The following is an 18831-nucleotide window of genomic DNA, read 5'->3' on the forward strand; positions in this document are numbered from 1 at the left end:
AATAAATGCGTATTAGAAAAGGCCGTTATTTCCTCAGCCGAGTTGTAAAAATCAATCTTTCTCAGGAAAATTTGATAGATGCAATTTGTAATCCTGCAATTATCAAAGTTGGAAAATATAACTGGACAATAACGGATATGATAGACAAAAGGGATGATGAATCTTTACCTTTTATCTATGGTAGATTGGTTAAGTACGCTGATGATACTCAGGACGTAGTGGATGAATATAATCACACACAAGACCAGTCGATGACAGCAAACCTTGTCAAAGCATCTTCCCCATTTGTTTATTTACCTAGATTTTCTGGATTGTGTTTCTTGCATGTATATAACGGTATAGAATCCGAAACGTTTCCCCGTAGGTTTAAGAAAATTATAGAGGATGCTCGTAATTTAAAATATAACGATTTATTGATAGAGTGCGATGTAGATGCAATTTCTGACTACGCTTCTTTCCGTAATAAAATCATAATGATTAAAAAAATTACTCAAATTGAAGCTACCGTATCTCCCCCTAATCCTCTGTTTGGCAGAATTTGGAAATCTTTAAAAGAGACCTTGGAAAAAAGGAATACAAGCACACTTAGAATTAATGAGGAAAGCGAAAAAAGAGAAGGATTAAAAACAAATCTTCACGACTTGGTTAATAGTATTGAGAAAAATAATATATCTAATTACAAGCAAGAAGTTGCATTGCCTGATGCTGCTATTCTTATGGCAGCAGATGGTTACGGTACAGGAAAAGTTGCAGGGGAAGATAATAATGGAGAAATAATAGAAGTAAGGACTAGAGATGTACAAAAAAGTTTTCTATTTGAAAAAGATCCATCCCCAGATTTCTTAGCACGAAAAGCTAATGAAGAATTTATAAAAGTTAGTGAAGAAAGAAAAATGGAGCATTAAATTTGAAAGAATTTATTAGAACATTTTTTATTAGTTTTGAATTTCTTACAATTTTATTCAGTATATTTGTATATATATTTTTTGGAGAAGTCTTAGAGAATTTGTTAAAAACGATAGCATTAAACGAAGATATGCTTAAATATATTTTGCCCATTCCAGTTGCAATATTCTGCTGGATTTTTAAGGATGGGGGAAAATTTCTCCTTCGTGATACAGAGTATGCAAAAATATTGGTTCACTTAGAAGAATATAAAAAATTAAAAATATGTTTTTATGTTGGCTTTATTTATGCGGTATCTTCGTTAATAATATGTATTATTTCCGCAGTAACTTATCAAAAGACGGCATTGCATACAATAGCTTTTTGTTGCGGCGTGCTAGTTTTATCAATTGTTGCAATTAGCTTTTATCTCGCTCATGGGGAGATAAAAGACATTTTTGTTAAAAGCTCTTCATAATTGTGCATAAGATTGTTTTGCAAAATCAACGAACTCACAGCAAGTGTGGTTTTGAGTAAGCCGTAGCCTGCATTCCCACCAACCGCGTGCGTGGCTACGCCACACACCCTACCTGCGGGCGACGCAAACCTTAAGATTAAGGTGTAGGGTGTGTGCGGTACGCACGCACGCGGTTTTTGTTGCTACCGAATGATTCCAAACCATGCCGTAATCCAGTCAGCAGCAAACGCAGCTTGGGTCATGTACCAACAAAACTCAATATCAAAGGCCGTCTGAATTTCAGACGGCCTTTCTGTTTTCATTTCAAGCTAATATTTAAGCTTTTTATTCAATCATCTGACAATCAATCTTTCTCAACTGTAAAAAACAGTTCTTCCTGTTTCAAAGCATTACCGTCTGCATCGGTTAATGCTGCTTCTACTGCAGAAAACTTGATAACGGCTAGGCTGAGGCTGCCTTGCTCTGTGAGTGCAGTATTGAGGATGACGCCTGCTTCTTCTTCGCCGACTTTGATGGCAATACCGGCGGCTTCTAAAGAATCGCCGCTTAATACGGCCAGACCGCGTTTGACTTGGCCCCGGTATTGGGCGCGGGCGATGATTTCTTGGCCGGGGTAGCAGCCTTTACGGAAATGGATTGCGCCGATGATATGTTGGTTGAGCATTTGGGCAACAGCCGCTTCTTTGGTTGCGGCGCAAATCCACGGATAGCCGCTGCGGATTTCGTGCAAGTTCCACGCGTTTTCGGCTCCTGCTTGATATTCGGCTGCGTTTTCGGCTGCTGAAATTTTCAGACGGCCTGTGTGCGGCAAGGTAATTTCTACGGTGTTTTCTTGAATTTGGGCCGGGAAAGACAGTTGCGGTTCGGCAGCAGGATGAGGTTCTGCATCGTCTGCCAACTCGCCGCTGACTACTAAATCAGGCATCAGCTCGAAGACGACTTTTGCACGCAAGACAAACATTCTCAGGCGTTTGACGATGGCCTCGGTCAAATCTTGCGCCATGACCAACAGTAAATCTTCTCCGCGATTGACGACCAACATATTCGCCAACACACGGCCTTTAGGCGTATTGTATGTGGCGTAACATGCCTGACTGATAGCTAAATTATTAATATCGTTGGATAATTGGCCATGAAGAAATGAAGCTCTGTCTTCACCGCTGACACGGACAACGCCGAAAAAAGGCAGGCGGGTTTGCATAATCGACTCCTTAAACTTGTAGATGCTGAATTATCGCCCAAATTGCCGCTTATTATCAAATAAATAAATTCAGACCGTCTGAATGTTTCAGACGGCCTGTTGTTTGGGTTCAAACAATCAAAATTATTTGATGCTGACTTTGCGGATAATCACGGCTTCGGTTGGAACATCTTGATGATAGCCACGTGTCGCTGTTTTCACTTTGCTGATTTTACGAACCACGTCCATGCCGGAAGTGACTTTACCGAAAACGGCATAGCCGTAGCCTTGAGGGGTTTTGCTTTTGAAATTCAAAAAGTCGTTGTCGGCCGTATTGATAAAGAACTGGCTGGTTGCTGAATTCGGATCGCCGGTACGCGCCATGGCGATGGTGCCGACGTTATTTTTCAAGCCGTTGTATGCTTCATTGTTGATGGCTTTATCGGTGGATTTTTGAACCATATTCTCGGTAAATCCGCCGCCTTGAATCATAAAATTGTCGATAACGCGGTGGAAAATCGTGTTGTCGTAAAAACCTTTTTTGGCGTAATTGACAAAGTTTGCCACAGTTTTCGGCGCTTTGACTTCATCCAGCTCCAGTTGGATGTTGCCCATATTGGTTTCAATCACGGCATGGGTAACCGCTTGCGCTTGCACGGAAAGTGAGAGTGCGAGGGCGCACAGGGTCAGTTTGATGGATTTTTTCATATGTCTTCTCGAATGATGTATTGTGAAAATGGAATATTAACCTTGTTTCGCGTGAAATCCATAAAAAACATGTAAGATTTTTCAAGCAAAAAACATAAGGCAATCAAATCAGGCCGTCTGAAAAGGGATAAAAGCCAAATTCTTGCTCTTTATCATTCCATTTCAGACGGCCTGTTATTACGGTCAAACCGAAATCAGATTAGAAATCCAATTCCGCTTTCAGCCAATAAGTGCGCGGCATACCGACGACGGCGAAGCTGCGGTCGTATTGGCCGCGCTGTACCTGCCAGTAGTTTTTGTTGAACAGGTTTTCTACCGAGCTGCTGACGGTTAAAGTATTTTTGCCGAGCTTGGTTTTGTAGCGCGCGCCTACGTCAACCAAAGTGTAGGATGGGAAGGCGTATTGTTTTTGCGTGTCTTGGTAAGACTTACCGAAATACGAAACGTTTCCGTTCAAGGTCAGACCTTTGGCAAACGGGGTGTCCCATTCAACGCCTGCTTTGGCAATCACGCGCGGATTGGCGACTTGTACGCCGTTAACCAAATTGTCGGCGAAATTCGGATAATCTTTTACGGTTGATTGCAGATACATCAGACCGAAAGTCGGACGCAGGGTTTTGTTCAACAAGTTGGCATAGGTATTGAACTCGATACCGCGGCTGCGTTCTATGCCTTGCTCCGAACCGCTATAAGCCAAGCCCGCATTTTTGCGCGCTGCGAAATCAGTTCCTGAAGTCGTGTTGCCGCGCCAGTAGCCCGGGCGTTTGATTTGGAACGCGTTTAAAGTGGTGACAAAGTCGCCCCAGTTTTTGCGTACGCCGACTTCAAATTGGCGGCTGACGCGCGGATCTGCCATCGTTACATGACCGTCGTCATCGGTACGGATGTCGGACGGCTCCAAATCTTCCATATAGTTTCCGTAAACCACCAAATCAGGCTGCGGAACCCATGCCGCCATCAACATCGGGCTGAAACGGTTCGCATCCGCTTTGCGGCCGTTTAATTTGTTTTTCTGCTCGACGGCTTGGAAACGCCCGCCTAAAGTGAGGCGGTATTTGTTGTCGGCAAAACCAAGCGTGTCAGATACCGCCAAACTGTTTACTTTGATCACGGTATCCAATGAAGGGGTTGTATTCCATGCGCTGCCTAAGTTGGAATCCAATTTTGCCAATTGAGTAGGAATGTCGATGCTCGGATCGATAACGCTGCTTCTTGTTTGACGTGCGCCTTGATAAGTAGTGCGTTTGCGGTCGATGCGGTCAAATGCGGTACTCCAGTTGTGGCTTACCGGACCGGTTTCAAATTCTCCACGCGCAGTCAGATTCATACTGAGCGTTTTAAAACGCTGGTCGGTCAAACGCGCGCGACCGGAATTATAGGTCAAACCGCTGCTTGTAACGGTAGGAGAGGCGAAATTGCCATAATAGCGCGCATTGTTGTAGCCGATGCCGCCTGTAATTTGGGCATTTTCAAACGCATCCCATTCAAAAGTCAGCATATTGGTCTGACCGCGCGTGTTTTGAGCCTGCCAGCTCGGCGCCAAATTCACTTTGCCTTCAGGTGCGTCAAACAAGTGGCCGTTGGCGTTTTGAATGTCCTGCATACGCGCGCGGCCGCCGTTGGTTTTGCGTTTGGCGTAGATGGAATCGAACGCCACACGCACTTTTTCGCCGCGATAATCAGCATTCAATGCAAATTCTTTGTTGTCTTCGCTGTAACCGTGACGCGGAGTGTCGCCATGGCGCAGTTTGCCGTTGGCGCGCACGCCGAATTCTTTGTTTTCTCCGAAGCGTTGACCTAAATCGAACGTACCTTGGGCACGGTTGTTGCTGAACCAGCCCAAACCGATTTTGCGGTTGCCTTCATCGGCGGCTTTTTTGGTTTCGATATTGACGGAACCGGATACCGCGCCTTCAGGGTCCATGCCGTTTACGGCGGTGGAGGCGCCTTTAATCAGTTGCGCAGAACCGACTTGCACGCTGGCCGTGCCTTGTGTGCCGTACATACCTGCCAAACCGTTGACGCTGAATTGGCGCGCATCAAGTTGGTAACCGCGGAAATACAGGCCGGTCAATGTGTTGCTTTCGCCGCCGAACTGCCAAACGGAAGCGTCTTTTTTCGCTACAGCATCCACCAAAGTACGCGCTTCGGTGTTGTTGAGGGCTTGTTCGTCGTAATTGACGACGGTAATCGGCACGGTAAAGGCGTTGGCTTTGCCCAATACGCCCAAGTTTACGCGGTCGCGCAAGTCGCCGTCGCTGGCGATGGAGTAAGAACGGGCGGCTTTGACGCGTTTGGCGTCGGCGCGGACATTGACTTCCTGCAACTGCTGTTGCACAGGGGTTTCGGGTGTCGCTTCATCGGCGGCGTAAGCGAATGCGCTCATAATCAAAAGCGGCATCAGGGCTAATTTGCTGTTCATAAAAATACCTTCTGGTTTGAAATATTAATAATTCTTATATCGAGTAAAAAATTACAAAGTAATTTAGTTTTATGATTATATTTGATAAGATTTCTGCTTTCCACAAAAACAAATAAGAACCGTTTGTAAATACAAAAATACAACAGTTCAGAAAACTATTATTACAGTTACCATAGCCAAATAAATTTGCCGTCCTTTCAGACGGCCTTTACATCCTTTCAGAGAACACCCCATGCAAAAATGGCAAATCGAGCTTTATTCCACGCCGTCTTGGCTGTTGCAGACCTTATTGATGGTCGCCTCAGCCTCGGCGGTCATTCTGTTTTTTGCACGCAATACACGCTTCGGGCGCGAGTTTAGCTATATCCTGCGGCTGTGCCTAACACCGAAAAGCGCGGTCAAAGTCTTGCTGCTGATTACGGCGATGATTACGCTGCTGCTGACCGAAGTACGGCTGAATGTGTTGAGTACCTTTATGTCCAAAGGGCTTTACGACTCGATGCAGGATTTGAACGCCTCCGCGTTTTGGATGTTTGCAGCGATGAATGCAGGCGTGGTGTTGATACGGGCGTTTAACAACGTCGTCAACGACTTTCTCGATCAAGGCTTGGCGATTAAATGGTCGGAGCGGCTCAATGAAGTTTTGACTTCACGCTGGCTTGCCGACAAAAACTACTACCGCCTGCAAATGCGCCACCACGCGCCGGACAACATCGACCAGCGTATCCAACAGGACGCACAGGATTTCATCGCCTCGACCATAGAATTTGTGCGCGGCATGGTCAATTCGGTCGTTACCTCGCTGGAATTTGCCGTTGTTTTGTGGGGCTTGGCAGGCATCCTGACCGTGTTCGGCGTCGACATTCCGCACGGCATCGTTTGGTTTGTCTATATGTTTGTGATTTTGGCGACCTTTATCGCCATGTGGATAGGCAACCCTTTGATTCGTTACAACTATGAAAACGAAAAGCTCAACGGCGACTATCGTTATTCCCTCATCCGCGTACGCGACCACGCCGAAAGCGTGGCGTTTTACAGCGGCGAAAAACACGAACACGACCAGCTTTCCGACCGCTTTAAAGCCATTATCCGCAACCGTTGGCGCATTGCGCGACAAAGCGTTTGCCTGAGCGGCTTCAACGATATGTTCACTAACGGCATCAAACTCTTCCCCATTATTTTGCAAGCTCCGCGCCTGTTTGCCGGACAAATCAAAATCGGCGACATCCAGCAAACCGTCCAAGCCTTCGCACGACTGCAAAACGCGCTGTCTTTCTTCCGGATGTTCTACAATAAATTCACCGCCTACCGCGCCCGATTGGAGCGTCTGTACGGCTTTTTGCTGAGCACGGAAGAAAAACACAGCGCGCAGCAACCCGACCTTACCGAAGTTTCAGACGGCCTGATCTTAGAAAACGTTGCCCTATACCGCCACAACGGCGAAGTTTTATTGGACAGCATCAACATCAACCTTAAAAGCGGCGATTCCCTGTTGATACGCGGCCCGAGCGGTTGCGGCAAAACTTCGTTGCTGCGCACGCTGGCAGGGCTTTGGCCTTTTGGCAGCAGCGGTAAAGTCAGCCATCCGCCGCATCAAGACATCCTCTTCCTGCCGCAACGCCCATACACAGCGCAAGGCAGCCTGCGCGATGCGATTTGTTATCCCGACATCGACAAACAACATCCCGAGTTAGCCGAAGCCATGAATACTTGTCGATTAGGTTATCTGGTCGATAAATTAGATAAAACCGATGACTGGCAACACAAACTCTCCCCGGGTGAACTGCAACGCGTCGCCTTCGTCCGCGCCCTGCTCTCGCAGCCTAAAGTCATCCTGCTCGACGAAGCCACCGCCGCCTTGGACGAACCGACCGAAGCCATGCTCTACCGTGCTTTAAAACAAAAACTGCCCGACACCATCATCATCAGCATCGGACACCGCAGCACGCTCAACGAATTCCATGATTTATGCCTTGATGTCGGTTATGTACAATGCTGAATTAAGAGCATACCAAAGGCCGTCTGAAACAGTGAAAAACGAAATCAAACGATTTTGTCAGTGCCGTTTCAGACGGCCTTTTCAAACGCCATGGCATGTTTATTTGCTATACTCTGCATTGTGTTAACGTCGCCTAAAGAATATTGATGAAAACCCTGGCCCTCATTCCACATTACAACCACCCGACCACCATCAGCCACGTTGCCGAAACCATGCGCGGCTTCGGTTTAAACGTTTTAATTGTGGACGACGGTTCACGCGAAGAATGCAAACCTGTATTGCAGGCTTTGGTTTCAGACGGCATCGATGTCCTTTACCGCCCCATCAACGGCGGCAAAGGCGCAGCGGTCAAAACCGGTTTGGAATACGCCGAAGAGCATGGTTATACCCACGTCTTGCAGGTTGATGCAGACGGCCAACACTGTTTAAACGACACACCCAAACTCCTTGCCGCTGCGGAACAAAATCCAGAAGCCGTTGTTTGCGGTTGGCCGCAATACGGCAACGACGCGCCCAAAGCACGGCTTTACGGACGCAAAATTACCGACTTTTGGAATATGCTGCACACTTGGTCATGCGACATCAAAGACGGCATGTGCGGCTTCCGCCTCTATCCGCTTGCACCTGCGCTTTCGGTCGTCCGCGAAGAAACCGTAGGCGACCGTATGGACTTCGATACGGAAATCCTTATCCGCCTGTACTGGCGCGACGTCAAACCGGTTTGGATTAAAACGCCCGTCCAATACGCCGCCGACGGCGTGTCCCACTTCGACGCCTTTGCCGACAATGTCCGCATCAGCAAAATGCACACACGGCTGTTTTTCGGCATGTTGAAACACCGATTGGGTAAAGTTTTTGGAAAGGCCGTCTGAAACCATGACCGACAATAAACAAACCCATTGGGCGGCGCAACCCGAACGCGGCAGCCGCCTGTTTCTCGCCCTGACCACGCTGATGGTGCGCTATCTGCCGGCCTTTTTGATGAGGCCGTGCATTTGGTTTGTGGTGCTGTATTTTTATGCAACTGCGCCCAAACCGCGCCGTCATGTCTTACGCTATCAAACCCGTCTTCAGACGGCCTTTCCCCATATCGTCCTGCCGAAACACAGCGTATTCAAACAATTCGTCGCATTTGGCGAAGCAGTTTGCGACCGTTTTGCCGTGTGGCAACGCAAAATCCGTTATGAAGATTTGGTGATTGAAGATCCGGACGACATCTATTCGCAAGTCAAGCGTAACGAACGCGGCCAGATTTTTGCCTGTTCGCACTTGGGCAATACCGAAGTTTGCCGTGCGCTGGTGTCGCACCATAAAGATTTCAGACTCAACGTATTGGTGCACAGCAAACACGCGCAGGCATTTAACGAGGCATTGCAAAAAGCCGGCGCAGATCATATCCGCCTGATTCAGGTGACAGATTTGGACACCACCCTGATGATGGAATTGAACCGCCGTATCGAAGACGGCGAATGGATTGCCATCGCGGCCGACCGCGTACCTGTACGCGGCGAGAAAACCGCCGACATTAATTTCTTAGGCCACACCGCCCCTATGCCGCAAGGCGCATGGCTATTGGCTTCGCTTTTAAAAACGCAAGTAAACACGCTGTTTTGCGTCAAACAAAACGGCCGCCATCATTTGAAACTGCGCCGCTTTACCGATACTTCCAGCTGGAAACGCGGCAACCGCGAGGCAGCCGTCAAAGACGCGATGCAGGGTTTTGCCGACATTTTGGCGCAAGAATGTGCACAAAATCCGCTACAATGGTTCAATTTTTATGATTTTTGGGGCGAAGACGCCGTCTGAAACCAACACACTTACTCTTTTAAACCATGAAAAAACACATCTACTGCCAACACAGCTTTGAAACCGAAGTTCCTTTTTTTGACGTAGATGCCATGCACATCGTGTGGCACGGCAACTATGTCAAATACCTTGAAACCGCACGTTGCGCTTTTCTGTCTTCCATCGGTTATGACTACAACGAAATGGGACGGCAGGGGTACAGCTGGCCGATTGTGCAGATGAACCTCAAATACATCCGCCCTGCCCGTTTCGGCCAAAAAATCCGCGTTGATATGGACATCGTCGAGATCGAAAGCTGCCTGCGTATCGATTACACCATTTACGATGCTGAAACCAATGAAAAGCTGACCCGCGCTTCGACTACCCAAGCCGCAGTTTCGCTTTCAGACGGCCTGATGCAATTTCAAACGCCGGACAGCTGGTTGGAAGCCGTCAAAAGACATCCGACATTTAAGGCCGTCTGAAAAATTTAACGATTAAACCAATCTTTGTCTGCGTACAAACATTACCCTTTATAATTTTAAATTTCCGTTTTCAGACGGCCTTTGTCCTCAAACCGCACACATTATGCTACTGAACCTCAACCGCTTTGCCTTTCCTGTTTTCTTAAAAGAAACCCGCCTGCTTACCGCCCTCGCCCTGCCTATGCTGTTGGCGCAAGTGGCGCAAGTGGGCATTGGTTTTGTCGATACGGTGATGGCCGGTGGCGCAGGCAAGGAAGATTTGGCCGCGGTGGCTTTGGGTAGCAGCGCGTTTTCTACGATTTACATTACCTTTATGGGCGTGATGGCGGCGTTGAACCCGATGATTGCCCAGTTGTACGGCGCAGGTAAAACCGAAGAAGTCGGCAAAACAGGAATGCAGGGCATTTGGTTTGGTTTGTGTTTGGGCGTATTTGGTATGCTGTTGATGTGGGCGATGATTACGCCGTTCCGTCATTGGCTGACATTGAGCGATTATGTTGAAGACACGATGGCGCAATATATGTTCTTCACCAGCTTGGCAATGCCGGCCGCCATGATACACCGCGCCCTGCACGCTTATGCCTCCAGCTTGAACCGTCCGCGCGTGATTATGTTGGTCAGCTTCGCGGCATTTGTGTTGAATGTGCCGCTGAACTATGTGTTTGTTTACGGCAAATTCGGTATGCCTGCTTTGGGTGGTGCAGGTTGCGGCGTGGCAACGGCGGCGGTATTTTGGTTCAGCGCATTGGCTTTGTGGCTTTATATCGCCAAAGAAAAATTCTTCCGTCCGTTTGGCTTGACAGCAAAAATCGGCAAACCCGATTTGACGGCTTTCAAACAGATTTGGAAAATCGGCGCCCCCATCGGCTTGTCTTATTTTCTAGAAGCCAGCGCATTTTCGTTTATCGTCTTTTTGGTGGCGCCATTCGGCGAGGATTATGTCGCCGCACAACAAGTCGTCATCAGCCTGTCGGGTATTTTGTATATGGTTCCGCAAAGCGTTGGCTCGGCAAGCACGGTACGCGTTGGCTTTTCGCTCGGGCGGCGCGATTTTTTGCGGGCGCGTTATATTTCAGGCGTGTCGCTGGTGTTGGGCTGGATGCTTGCTGCCTGCACCGCGCTGCTCTTGGTCATCTTTCGCTTTCAGTTGGCCGGTATGTACACCAACGATGCGGCCGTATTAGGCATTGCCGCGACCGTTTTATTTTTCGCCTCCCTATTCCAACTGGCAGATGCCACCCAATGTATCGCTTCATATGCGCTGCGCGGCTATAAAGTGACCAAAATGCCGATGTTCATCCATGCCGTGGCTTTCTGGGGTTGCGGCCTGTTGCCCGGCTACCTGCTTGCCTATCATGTCGATATGGGTATTTACGGCTTCTGGACCGCGCTGACCGTTTCGCTGACGATTGCCGCCATTGCATTGGTATGGTGCTTGGAGCTTTGCAGTAAAGAGAGGGTCAAATCGCATAAGGCCGTCTGAAATTTCTTTCAGACGACCTTCATTGATATTTCATTTACGGCTTATTCACTCTTAAGGAAAAAAATGTTTTCAACTTCCATTATAGAAAAACTTGCTTACTATGTTTATTGCTTGATTGACCCTAGAGACGGCAATATTTTCTATGTAGGTAAAGGCGTGGGCAATCGCGTTTTCCATCATGCCCTAGGTTCATTACAAGAAACAGAAAAGCCAAGTGATAAAATTGCTTTGATTAGGGAAATACATAAAAGCGGAAACCAGCCCGTGTATTACATTCTGCGGCACAACATCCAAACAGACAAACAGGCTTTTGAATATGAAGCAATGGCAATAGACCTACTCTCCCTAGTCAAGCCGAGCCAGCAGCCGCTGACTAATATTCAAGGGGGTGCGCATTCTTCAGAAGTAGGATTAATGAGTTTGTCGGAATTAAAACGAAAGTATGATGCTCAAGAATTAAAAACTGATAAACCCATTGTTTTAATTACGATTAATAACGAATATGAGAAACTAAAAAAAGGCATTAGATCCGGAAATATTCCTGAAGCCAATAGGGATAAGGAAATTTACGAACGCACACGGAAATATTGGAAAATCGGAAGCCGACGTGAAAAAGCAAAATATGCAGTTGCAGTCTATCGCGGCTGGACATTGGCAGTGTATGAAATCGAAAGATGGATTTCTGCCGACGATATTATTCAAGGCCGTTGGATGTTTGAAGGCAAGTCGTTACCAGAAGGCTCCGACATTTATGAAGAAATCGTGAATAAGCTGACCTATTCTTCCCAAGAAAATTATAAAGCGCCCCAAAACCCCATTACCTATCGTAATTGTTAAATAGTAAGTTTTCAGACGACCTGAATCCACAAAATCACAAATCATCATGCAACCCATCCAATACCAAACCGACCTTACCCCTTACAACACTTTCGGCCTCAAAGCCCAAGCCCAAGCCTTTATCGCGCTCAAACACGCCGACGAATTGCGCGACATCGTCCGGCTGCCCGAGTTCGACCGAGATACTGTTTTATGGCTCGGCGGCGGCAGCAATATCCTTTTGATGGAAGACTACGCCGGTCTGGTTGTGCATATGGAAAACAAGGGAATACGCGAAATTGAGCGTTCAGACGGCCTGGTTTATATCGAAGCGCAGGCCGGGGAAATTTGGCATGATTTTGTTTTGCATACGGTTGGACTGGGTTTGAGCGGGCTGGAAAACCTCAGCCTGATTCCGGGTACGGTCGGCGCGTCTCCGGTACAAAACATCGGCGCATACGGCGTTGAAGTCAAAGATGTTATCCATAGCGTCCGCTGCTTTGATTTGAATACGGAAACTTTTGTCGAGCTTTCCAATGCCGATTGCGATTTTGCTTATCGTGAAAGCCTGTTCAAACAGGAAGGCAAAGGCCGTTATGTGATTGTTTCGGTTGTATTTGCGTTGAAAGAGCATTTTGTGCCGAACTTGGGCTATGGCGATTTGGCGGCAGCGGTTGCCGAACTGAGCCAAGGCCGGGAAGCAACTGCCAAAGATGTTTCCGATGCAGTGTGTGCAATCCGCAACAGTAAACTGCCTAATCCTAACGTACTTGGCAATGTCGGAAGTTTCTTTAAAAACCCAGTTGTCAGCGCTGAAAAAGTGGCCGATTTGTTGCAGCAATACCCAAATATGCCACGCTATCCGCAGCCTGACGGTTCGGTCAAACTCGCGGCCGGCTGGCTGATTGACCAATGCCGTCTGAAAGGCCATCAGATCGGCGGTGCGGCCGTGCATGACAGGCAGGCTTTGGTTTTGGTGAATAAAAACAACGCATCCGCGCAAGATGTCCACCAGCTGGCACAATATGTTTGTAATACAGTATTTACTCAATTTCAGGTAGAATTACACGCAGAACCCAACTGGCTGCCGACTTCATACAGCCTATAAAACAAAGGAGTGTATCCCATGCCGCGCATTGCTAAAGTCAACACTTACACACGAATCATCAATGCCAGCCTCGCCTTGTTCAACGAAGAAGGCGAGCGCAATATCAGCACCAACCACATTGCCGCCCACTTGGGCATCAGCCCAGGCAACCTCTACTACCATTTCCGCAACAAAGACGAAATCATCGTCCAATTGTTCAAACGTTACAGCGAAGCCCTGCTTGCCTATCTTAACGAAGCCGTGTTGCCGTCCAATGTGGAAGACTCCATCAACTACATGGCCGGTATTTATAATGTGATGTGGGAATACCGTTTCCTTTTCAGCGATGTGAACACCCTGCTTGCCCGCAGTGCCGAATTATTGGGCGAACACAATACCTTTACCCAAGCCAAAGTATCCCCGCTGTTGGTCAACCTGCTGACCCAGCTCAACGGCTTGAACATCATCAGCGCAGACCAAACCGCCATGAACGACCTTGCCGTCAATATGTGGATGGTGACGAAATACTGGTTCGACTTCGACAGCTCCCTGCGCGGCCGCGCCAAGTTGACCGAAGATTCCAAAGTACGGGGCATCAGCCGCACACTCAGCCTGTTGCGCCCTTACCTCCTGCCGGAACACCGTGCCGAATTCGACCAAAAAATCGGCAGCAACCATTAAATTTTCCATACAAAGGCCGTCTGAAAACGTGGCTTTAACCAAGTTAAAGCTATTTTCAGACGGCCTGTTAATTTTCGGATGCTTTATTTATGCACCTTCCCGATATTTCCATTCTCGGCTTAGGCTATCTCGGCCTTCCGCTGGCACAAAAATGTTATGAGCAAGGTAGTCAGGTAGCCGCCGTCAAACGCAACCTGACCTCCGACGACATCAATCTGCCGATTGAACTCGACATCCTCGATTTAAATCAAGAAGATATTTTTCATAATTCGGCATTGTGGCAAAACCATATCAACAAGCCGACATGGTTCTGCCTGCTTCCGCCTTCGTCATTAAACCATTACGACGATACCCTGAAAAAATGGATTCAGCTTGCCGAGCGATGCAAGGTACAACACATCATCTTTACCGGCAGCACCAGCGTATATGGCGACCAGGCGCGCATATGTGATGAAACCACGCCGCCCGATCCGCAAACCGAATCCGCCCGTCAAATCCTCGCGGTTGAGCAAGCCTTGCTGGAAAGTGCCGTCCCCCATATCGACATATTGCGACTGGGCGGACTTTATTCTGCCGACCGTCATCCTGTTACCAAGCTGGTTCAAAAAACACGCATTCAAGGCGGCAACCAACCCGTCAATATCCTTCATAAAGACTTAGCCGTCCAAATCCTTTTTCAGACGGCCTGCCAAGCCGACGGCAAACGTATCCGCAATATTGTCGAACCCCGCCACCCAAGCCGGGCCGAATTTTATACTGCAGAAGCGGCCAAACTCGGCCTGCCTGCTCCTGATTTCATCGTTGATGATGAAAGCAATGGCAAAATTGTAAATACCGTTTGCGCAGACGGACTAAGCCTGTAAAATTGCGACTCAACCCATTCATCCGTTTCAGACGGCATTTAGAGTAAACCATGTCCGCCCTATTTCCCATTATCAACCACCTGATACAGCAAAATCCGGAGCAACAGCGCGAGCTGTCTGAATTTGCAGGCAGCATCATCTGCATCAGCCTGACCGGTTTCAGACTGACCGGACGTATCAGCGAACAAGGTTTTCTTGAAACCGCAAACGACACTGCCGACACCAACATCACATTCCACAACAGCGCCATCCAAAAAATCCTCCAAGGCGGCCAGCCCGGCGTGGGCGACATCAGCCTCGAAGGCGACTTGGTATTGGGCATGTCCGTCCTTCCTATTTTAGGCGGATTGCGCTATTATCCGAGCGAAGATTTGGCGCGTGTATTCGGTCATGTGGCCGCAGAAAGCATCAGCTCGCGTGCCGGCGACATCGGCCGCACCATGAAAAAAATCGGCAAAAGCATTGCCGAGCAAATCAGCGACTTTTCACGCGAACCCGAATCCCCTGTTATCGACCAAGCCACGCTTGCCGCATGGCTGGAAGAAGTGGACAAACTGCGTGACGACGTTGCCCGCCTAAACGAACGCCTCGACCGCCTCGAGCGCGATATCTGGATAGATTAAATACTTAATTTCAGACGGCCTACTACCATGAAAAGCCCATTTAAAAACATCGGTATCGTTACGCGTCCCAATACGCCCGAGATTCAAGATACCGTCCACACATTGGTTTCTTTTCTGCGCGAAAACGGCTTCACCATCTATCTGGATGAATTGAGCGTAGAAGAACACTGCGTCTATATCCAAGATTCCGCCTACTGCGAAACCGTCAACAAAGCCCAACTGGGCAAATACTGCGACCTCGTCATTGTGCTCGGCGGCGACGGTACCTTCCTCTCCGCCGCCCGCGAAGTCGCCCCGCGCGCCGTCCCCATCATCGGCATCAATCAAGGCCACTTGGGCTTTCTCACCCAAATCTCACGCGACACCATGGTTGAAGGCATCCGCCCCGTACTGGAAGGCAAATATCTGCCCGAAGAACGCATCCTCATCGAAGCCAGCATCATTCGTGACGGCGAAACCATCGAACGCGCCCTCGCCCTCAACGACACCGTACTGTCTCGTGGCGGCGCAGGCCAAATGATCGAATTTGAAGTCTTTATCAATCAAGAATTTGTCTATACCCAACGCTCGGACGGCCTGATTATTTCCACACCGACAGGTTCGACCGCCTACGCTCTTGCCGCCGGCGGCCCCATCATGCAGGCCGACCTGCACGCCTTCACGCTTGTGCCTATCTGCCCGCAATCCATGACCAACCGCCCGATTGCCATCTCCGACACCAGCGTGATCGAAATCCTCATTACCAAAAGCGGCGACGCACGCGCACATTTTGACGGACAATCCCATATCGACGTACAAAACTTCGACCGTATCATCATCCGCCGCTATCACAACCCCTTGCGCGTCCTCCATCCCACCGATTACCAATACTTCAAAACCCTGCGCCAAAAGCTGCATTGGGGCGAACAATTGATTTAAACACCACTTCAATAAATAGGCTGACCATGAAAACCATTTCCCAAACCTTAATCATCGCGCTGTGCGCCCTTTCCTCCCTCTCCGTCTCCGCACACGGCATGCACAAAAGCAAACCCTTGTCCTTTGAAGAATTGCCGAAAATCTGCCAGCAATACTTTACCCGTGCAGATGCATGTTACCAAAAAGCAGGTGATAAAGCATCGTTCCAACGCGACAACACAAAATACCTGCGCCAAATCCTGCCCGCCGCCGACGTAGGCCAACGTGAACGCATGTGCCAAATTGCCATGGATACATTCGCTGAAAAAACAAAAGGCTTAAATTGCGAATAAAGACCTCTGTCTTAGCTCTAGCAATTTTTGATTTCATAAAAAGGCCGTCTGAAACATTGGATTGTTTCAGACGGCCTGATTACAAGGTTCTTACCTATTAAGAAGAAACCACAAAATCCACTGTATGCGCCTCACTGTAATCAGGAATTTCTAGCTTTTCTATCATGCGGTGCAACACATCATTCGGCACAGAATGTTCGCGGTTACGGTTTTGCGATAGCAATCGCGTGTAAGGCACTTCCAAATAAATAAGATGCACGCGCGCGCCGTAATCGGCAAACATCGGCAGCCATTTGCTGCGCAGGTCGCGGTTAAGATTGGTCGCATTAAAGACAAATGACGTACGGGCGCGTAGGTATTCTTTTGCCTGCTCCTTACCCAAACGCACGGCTTCGGCGGTATGTTTGGAATCTGCGGGATCAAGTTTGCGCTCACGGCGAATCTCATCCAGCGACAGCATGGGCAGATGGGCAAGATGTTGCCTGATGTAACTGTCTTTGCCGCTGCCTGCTATGGCGCACATGGCGTACACATCAAAGGTCCGGTCATCAAACGGCTGATAATCCGGCATTTCGCTACGGCCGTTAAGATAGAGATAGCGTCCGTAGTCGCTGGCAAAAGTACGCGCCTTGCCCCAACAAGCATTTTCTTCACAGAGTTCACGAAACAAATCAATGCGCAGCAAAATATCCTGTTGGTCGCAACATATACGGCCTAAAACATCGGCTTTAGCAAGCATAGCAAGATACGCAGTGTTAACCTGCAAACTGGCCGCTATGACGGCTCGCTCAGGATCAGGCTTGTTAATTGCCCATAAGGGTAATCCGTGCAAACGCACAAGTTTGGCGATGGCTTCTCTTACGGCAAACGGAGCGGCAAGTTCGGTATACAGCAAAGTACGGGCGGTATGTTCGCCTTTTTTTGCGTGATGCGGCGAAACGATACGCTCTTTACCGTTTTCAATTTCACGCTTGGTCGTACTGCGTTTTTCTACGTCGTGCAGCATGGCGGCGGCAAACAAGATGTGTTGCTCCTGCTCGCCGAGTGCTTGGAATTCGGGCAGTTGCAGCAGGGCTTCGCACACCATTTTGGTATGCGTAAATACATCGCCTTCGGCATGCCATTCAGGATCTTGGGGAACGTTTTTCATATCGGCAAACCAGCTGAAACGACGTTCTAAAGCTTGCCAATCAGGAAGTTGGCCGGGTATGTAATATGGGAATGTCCACATGGTTGTCTTTCTTATTATTGGATAATTGGACTTTAGGCCGTCTGAAACTGCCAGCTTTGCCAATGGTATTTGTCGTAGTCGATAAGACGGGCAGGCTTCCAAGTTTTCGTCCAATGAACATCGGTTTTAACGTGCTTGGCTCGTACCAATTTGAAAAGGTTGTCGAATTCATTGGATTGAACAGATAGGTTGCCGTTGTTGGTGGCAAAATCAGCGGCGTTACGGATAACAAAACCTTCGCTGCATGCTGCTCCTGTATTCGGATCGTAGCCGCCAAGTTTGCCGGCAGTTTGTACGCTCTCCGTCCACGACTCTCCCAGATTAGCGGCCAGCCATTGCGCTAAAGCAATATCTTCATTGGCGTATTTTTGAGTGAAATCTACAAGCGGCTGAAAAATGGGAATTTCTGGCACAGTCGGAAAATCAAACAGCTGCGCATAAAATTTAACCTCTTCCCATGAAAGCCAATGTCCGCCACGACGGACGGCGAATAGATAAAAATAGCTTTCCAGTTGAGAATAGGCAATCGAATGAATGCCGTACATATTCTCGCCAAAAAGTTCGAGATCGCCCAAATCATCTTTGATTTGCTGCCATCGTTGCAGCAAAGGTTTATCCCACGGATGCTGGGTAGGTGCAGTATGACTACGGGCATAGAGGCCGTGTGCAGCAAAGCAGTTGTTTTGCCCATCTAATTTTTCGGTTAAAACCAATTTCGGCAGCTCGGCAAAATATGAAAGGAAGCCGCGCGGCATAAAACGGTCGTCAGAGGTTGTACCGAGGCTGATGGGCGCATGCAGGCTGCGGGCGTATTTTTGAGGTTCGTTATTTGTCATAATATTTTTTCCTTTTTAT

At 48.4% G+C, this 18831-nt stretch carries 19 protein-coding genes; 14 read left to right on the forward strand and 5 right to left on the reverse strand.

The annotated features are described in order from the left end of the window. Positions 1-5 precede the first annotated feature (5 nt). Positions 6-905, forward strand: coding sequence for a DUF4747 family protein (locus tag BBP27_RS04465; RefSeq protein WP_265511163.1), 900 nt, complete (start codon positions 6-8; stop codon positions 903-905). Positions 906-907: 2 nt separating this feature from the next. Beyond that, entirely contained in the window at positions 908-1363 is a 456-nt protein-coding gene (locus BBP27_RS04470; protein WP_108700149.1) for a hypothetical protein, read from the forward strand. A 343-nt stretch (positions 1364-1706) separates the two neighbouring features. Here BBP27_RS04470 and ygfZ read toward each other — a convergent pair whose 3' ends face one another. The 3 genes from ygfZ to BBP27_RS04485 form a co-directional block, all read right to left on the reverse strand. Further along, on the reverse strand, positions 1707-2564 hold the full coding sequence (gene ygfZ, locus BBP27_RS04475) for a CAF17-like 4Fe-4S cluster assembly/insertion protein YgfZ (protein ID WP_188211574.1): 858 nt from the start codon (positions 2562-2564) through the stop codon (positions 1707-1709). Between the two features lie 123 nt (positions 2565-2687). After that, entirely contained in the window at positions 2688-3251 is a 564-nt protein-coding gene (locus BBP27_RS04480) for a peptidylprolyl isomerase (RefSeq protein ID WP_188211575.1), read from the reverse strand. Positions 3252-3450: 199 nt separating this feature from the next. After that, on the reverse strand, positions 3451-5673 hold the full coding sequence (locus tag BBP27_RS04485) for a TonB-dependent receptor (RefSeq protein WP_188211576.1): 2223 nt from the start codon (positions 5671-5673) through the stop codon (positions 3451-3453). Positions 5674-5905: 232 nt separating this feature from the next. Here BBP27_RS04485 and BBP27_RS04490 point away from each other — a divergent pair, with 232 nt between their 5' ends. The 12 genes from BBP27_RS04490 to BBP27_RS04545 all read left to right on the forward strand — a co-directional run bounded on the left by BBP27_RS04490 (position 5906) and on the right by BBP27_RS04545 (position 16745). Beyond that, complete coding sequence (locus tag BBP27_RS04490; protein ID WP_070849815.1) at positions 5906-7672, forward strand: ABC transporter ATP-binding protein/permease; 1767 nt, start codon at positions 5906-5908, stop codon at positions 7670-7672. A gap of 146 nt (positions 7673-7818) precedes the next feature. Then, a complete protein-coding gene (locus tag BBP27_RS04495) occupies positions 7819-8544 on the forward strand; it encodes a glycosyltransferase family 2 protein (protein ID WP_188211577.1) in 726 nt (241 codons plus the stop codon). Positions 8545-8548: 4 nt separating this feature from the next. Continuing rightward, positions 8549-9478 (forward strand): lysophospholipid acyltransferase family protein, encoded by a 930-nt coding sequence (locus BBP27_RS04500; RefSeq protein WP_188211578.1) that lies wholly within the window; start codon positions 8549-8551, stop codon positions 9476-9478. A 26-nt stretch (positions 9479-9504) separates the two neighbouring features. After that, on the forward strand, positions 9505-9942 hold the full coding sequence (locus BBP27_RS04505; protein WP_004519960.1) for an acyl-CoA thioesterase: 438 nt from the start codon (positions 9505-9507) through the stop codon (positions 9940-9942). Between the two features lie 103 nt (positions 9943-10045). After that, positions 10046-11425, forward strand: coding sequence for an MATE family efflux transporter (locus tag BBP27_RS04510; RefSeq protein WP_188211579.1), 1380 nt, complete (start codon positions 10046-10048; stop codon positions 11423-11425). Between the two features lie 63 nt (positions 11426-11488). After that, a complete protein-coding gene (locus tag BBP27_RS04515) occupies positions 11489-12262 on the forward strand; it encodes an LEM-3-like GIY-YIG domain-containing protein (protein ID WP_070461730.1) in 774 nt (257 codons plus the stop codon). Positions 12263-12308: 46 nt separating this feature from the next. Further along, entirely contained in the window at positions 12309-13349 is a 1041-nt protein-coding gene (murB, locus tag BBP27_RS04520; RefSeq protein ID WP_188211580.1) for a UDP-N-acetylmuramate dehydrogenase, read from the forward strand. An 18-nt stretch (positions 13350-13367) separates the two neighbouring features. Next, complete coding sequence (locus BBP27_RS04525) at positions 13368-14009, forward strand: TetR/AcrR family transcriptional regulator (RefSeq protein WP_188211581.1); 642 nt, start codon at positions 13368-13370, stop codon at positions 14007-14009. A gap of 89 nt (positions 14010-14098) precedes the next feature. Next, positions 14099-14872, forward strand: a complete 774-nt coding sequence (locus tag BBP27_RS04530; RefSeq protein WP_188211582.1) for an SDR family oxidoreductase — start codon at positions 14099-14101, stop codon at positions 14870-14872. Positions 14873-14922: 50 nt separating this feature from the next. Next, on the forward strand, positions 14923-15495 hold the full coding sequence (locus BBP27_RS04535; RefSeq protein WP_003746353.1) for a ubiquinone biosynthesis accessory factor UbiJ: 573 nt from the start codon (positions 14923-14925) through the stop codon (positions 15493-15495). A gap of 27 nt (positions 15496-15522) precedes the next feature. Further along, positions 15523-16413 (forward strand): NAD(+) kinase, encoded by an 891-nt coding sequence (locus tag BBP27_RS04540; RefSeq protein WP_188211583.1) that lies wholly within the window; start codon positions 15523-15525, stop codon positions 16411-16413. A gap of 26 nt (positions 16414-16439) precedes the next feature. After that, a complete protein-coding gene (locus BBP27_RS04545) occupies positions 16440-16745 on the forward strand; it encodes a hypothetical protein (RefSeq protein WP_003746349.1) in 306 nt (101 codons plus the stop codon). A gap of 97 nt (positions 16746-16842) precedes the next feature. On the opposite strand, the gene BBP27_RS04550 is transcribed toward BBP27_RS04545, so the two are convergent. Together BBP27_RS04550 and BBP27_RS04555 are read right to left on the reverse strand one after the other, a co-directional pair. Continuing rightward, on the reverse strand, positions 16843-17976 hold the full coding sequence (locus BBP27_RS04550; protein ID WP_188211584.1) for an AAA family ATPase: 1134 nt from the start codon (positions 17974-17976) through the stop codon (positions 16843-16845). A 32-nt stretch (positions 17977-18008) separates the two neighbouring features. Continuing rightward, on the reverse strand, positions 18009-18812 hold the full coding sequence (locus BBP27_RS04555) for an RNA ligase family protein (RefSeq protein ID WP_223168908.1): 804 nt from the start codon (positions 18810-18812) through the stop codon (positions 18009-18011). Positions 18813-18831: the final 19 nt, after the last annotated feature.

The organism is Neisseria sp. RH3002v2g (assembly GCF_014596425.2).
Classification (GTDB): domain Bacteria; phylum Pseudomonadota; class Gammaproteobacteria; order Burkholderiales; family Neisseriaceae; genus Neisseria.

What these genes read in the sequence shown, in the direction of transcription:
- BBP27_RS04465 (WP_265511163.1), top strand. Translation starts at nt 6, where the DNA reads ATGCGTATTAGAAAAGGCCGTTATTTCCTCAGCCGAGTTGTAAAAATC.
- ygfZ (WP_188211574.1), bottom strand. Translation starts at nt 2,564, where the DNA reads ATGCAAACCCGCCTGCCTTTTTTCGGCGTTGTCCGTGTCAGCGGTGAA.
- BBP27_RS04480 (WP_188211575.1), bottom strand. Translation starts at nt 3,251, where the DNA reads ATGAAAAAATCCATCAAACTGACCCTGTGCGCCCTCGCACTCTCACTT.
- BBP27_RS04485 (WP_188211576.1), bottom strand. Translation starts at nt 5,673, where the DNA reads ATGAACAGCAAATTAGCCCTGATGCCGCTTTTGATTATGAGCGCATTC.
- BBP27_RS04490 (WP_070849815.1), top strand. Translation starts at nt 5,906, where the DNA reads ATGCAAAAATGGCAAATCGAGCTTTATTCCACGCCGTCTTGGCTGTTG.
- BBP27_RS04495 (WP_188211577.1), top strand. Translation starts at nt 7,819, where the DNA reads ATGAAAACCCTGGCCCTCATTCCACATTACAACCACCCGACCACCATC.
- BBP27_RS04500 (WP_188211578.1), top strand. Translation starts at nt 8,549, where the DNA reads ATGACCGACAATAAACAAACCCATTGGGCGGCGCAACCCGAACGCGGC.
- BBP27_RS04505 (WP_004519960.1), top strand. Translation starts at nt 9,505, where the DNA reads ATGAAAAAACACATCTACTGCCAACACAGCTTTGAAACCGAAGTTCCT.
- BBP27_RS04510 (WP_188211579.1), top strand. Translation starts at nt 10,046, where the DNA reads ATGCTACTGAACCTCAACCGCTTTGCCTTTCCTGTTTTCTTAAAAGAA.
- BBP27_RS04515 (WP_070461730.1), top strand. Translation starts at nt 11,489, where the DNA reads ATGTTTTCAACTTCCATTATAGAAAAACTTGCTTACTATGTTTATTGC.
- murB (WP_188211580.1), top strand. Translation starts at nt 12,309, where the DNA reads ATGCAACCCATCCAATACCAAACCGACCTTACCCCTTACAACACTTTC.
- BBP27_RS04525 (WP_188211581.1), top strand. Translation starts at nt 13,368, where the DNA reads ATGCCGCGCATTGCTAAAGTCAACACTTACACACGAATCATCAATGCC.
- BBP27_RS04530 (WP_188211582.1), top strand. Translation starts at nt 14,099, where the DNA reads ATGCACCTTCCCGATATTTCCATTCTCGGCTTAGGCTATCTCGGCCTT.
- BBP27_RS04535 (WP_003746353.1), top strand. Translation starts at nt 14,923, where the DNA reads ATGTCCGCCCTATTTCCCATTATCAACCACCTGATACAGCAAAATCCG.
- BBP27_RS04540 (WP_188211583.1), top strand. Translation starts at nt 15,523, where the DNA reads ATGAAAAGCCCATTTAAAAACATCGGTATCGTTACGCGTCCCAATACG.
- BBP27_RS04545 (WP_003746349.1), top strand. Translation starts at nt 16,440, where the DNA reads ATGAAAACCATTTCCCAAACCTTAATCATCGCGCTGTGCGCCCTTTCC.
- BBP27_RS04550 (WP_188211584.1), bottom strand. Translation starts at nt 17,976, where the DNA reads ATGTGGACATTCCCATATTACATACCCGGCCAACTTCCTGATTGGCAA.
- BBP27_RS04555 (WP_223168908.1), bottom strand. Translation starts at nt 18,812, where the DNA reads ATGACAAATAACGAACCTCAAAAATACGCCCGCAGCCTGCATGCGCCC.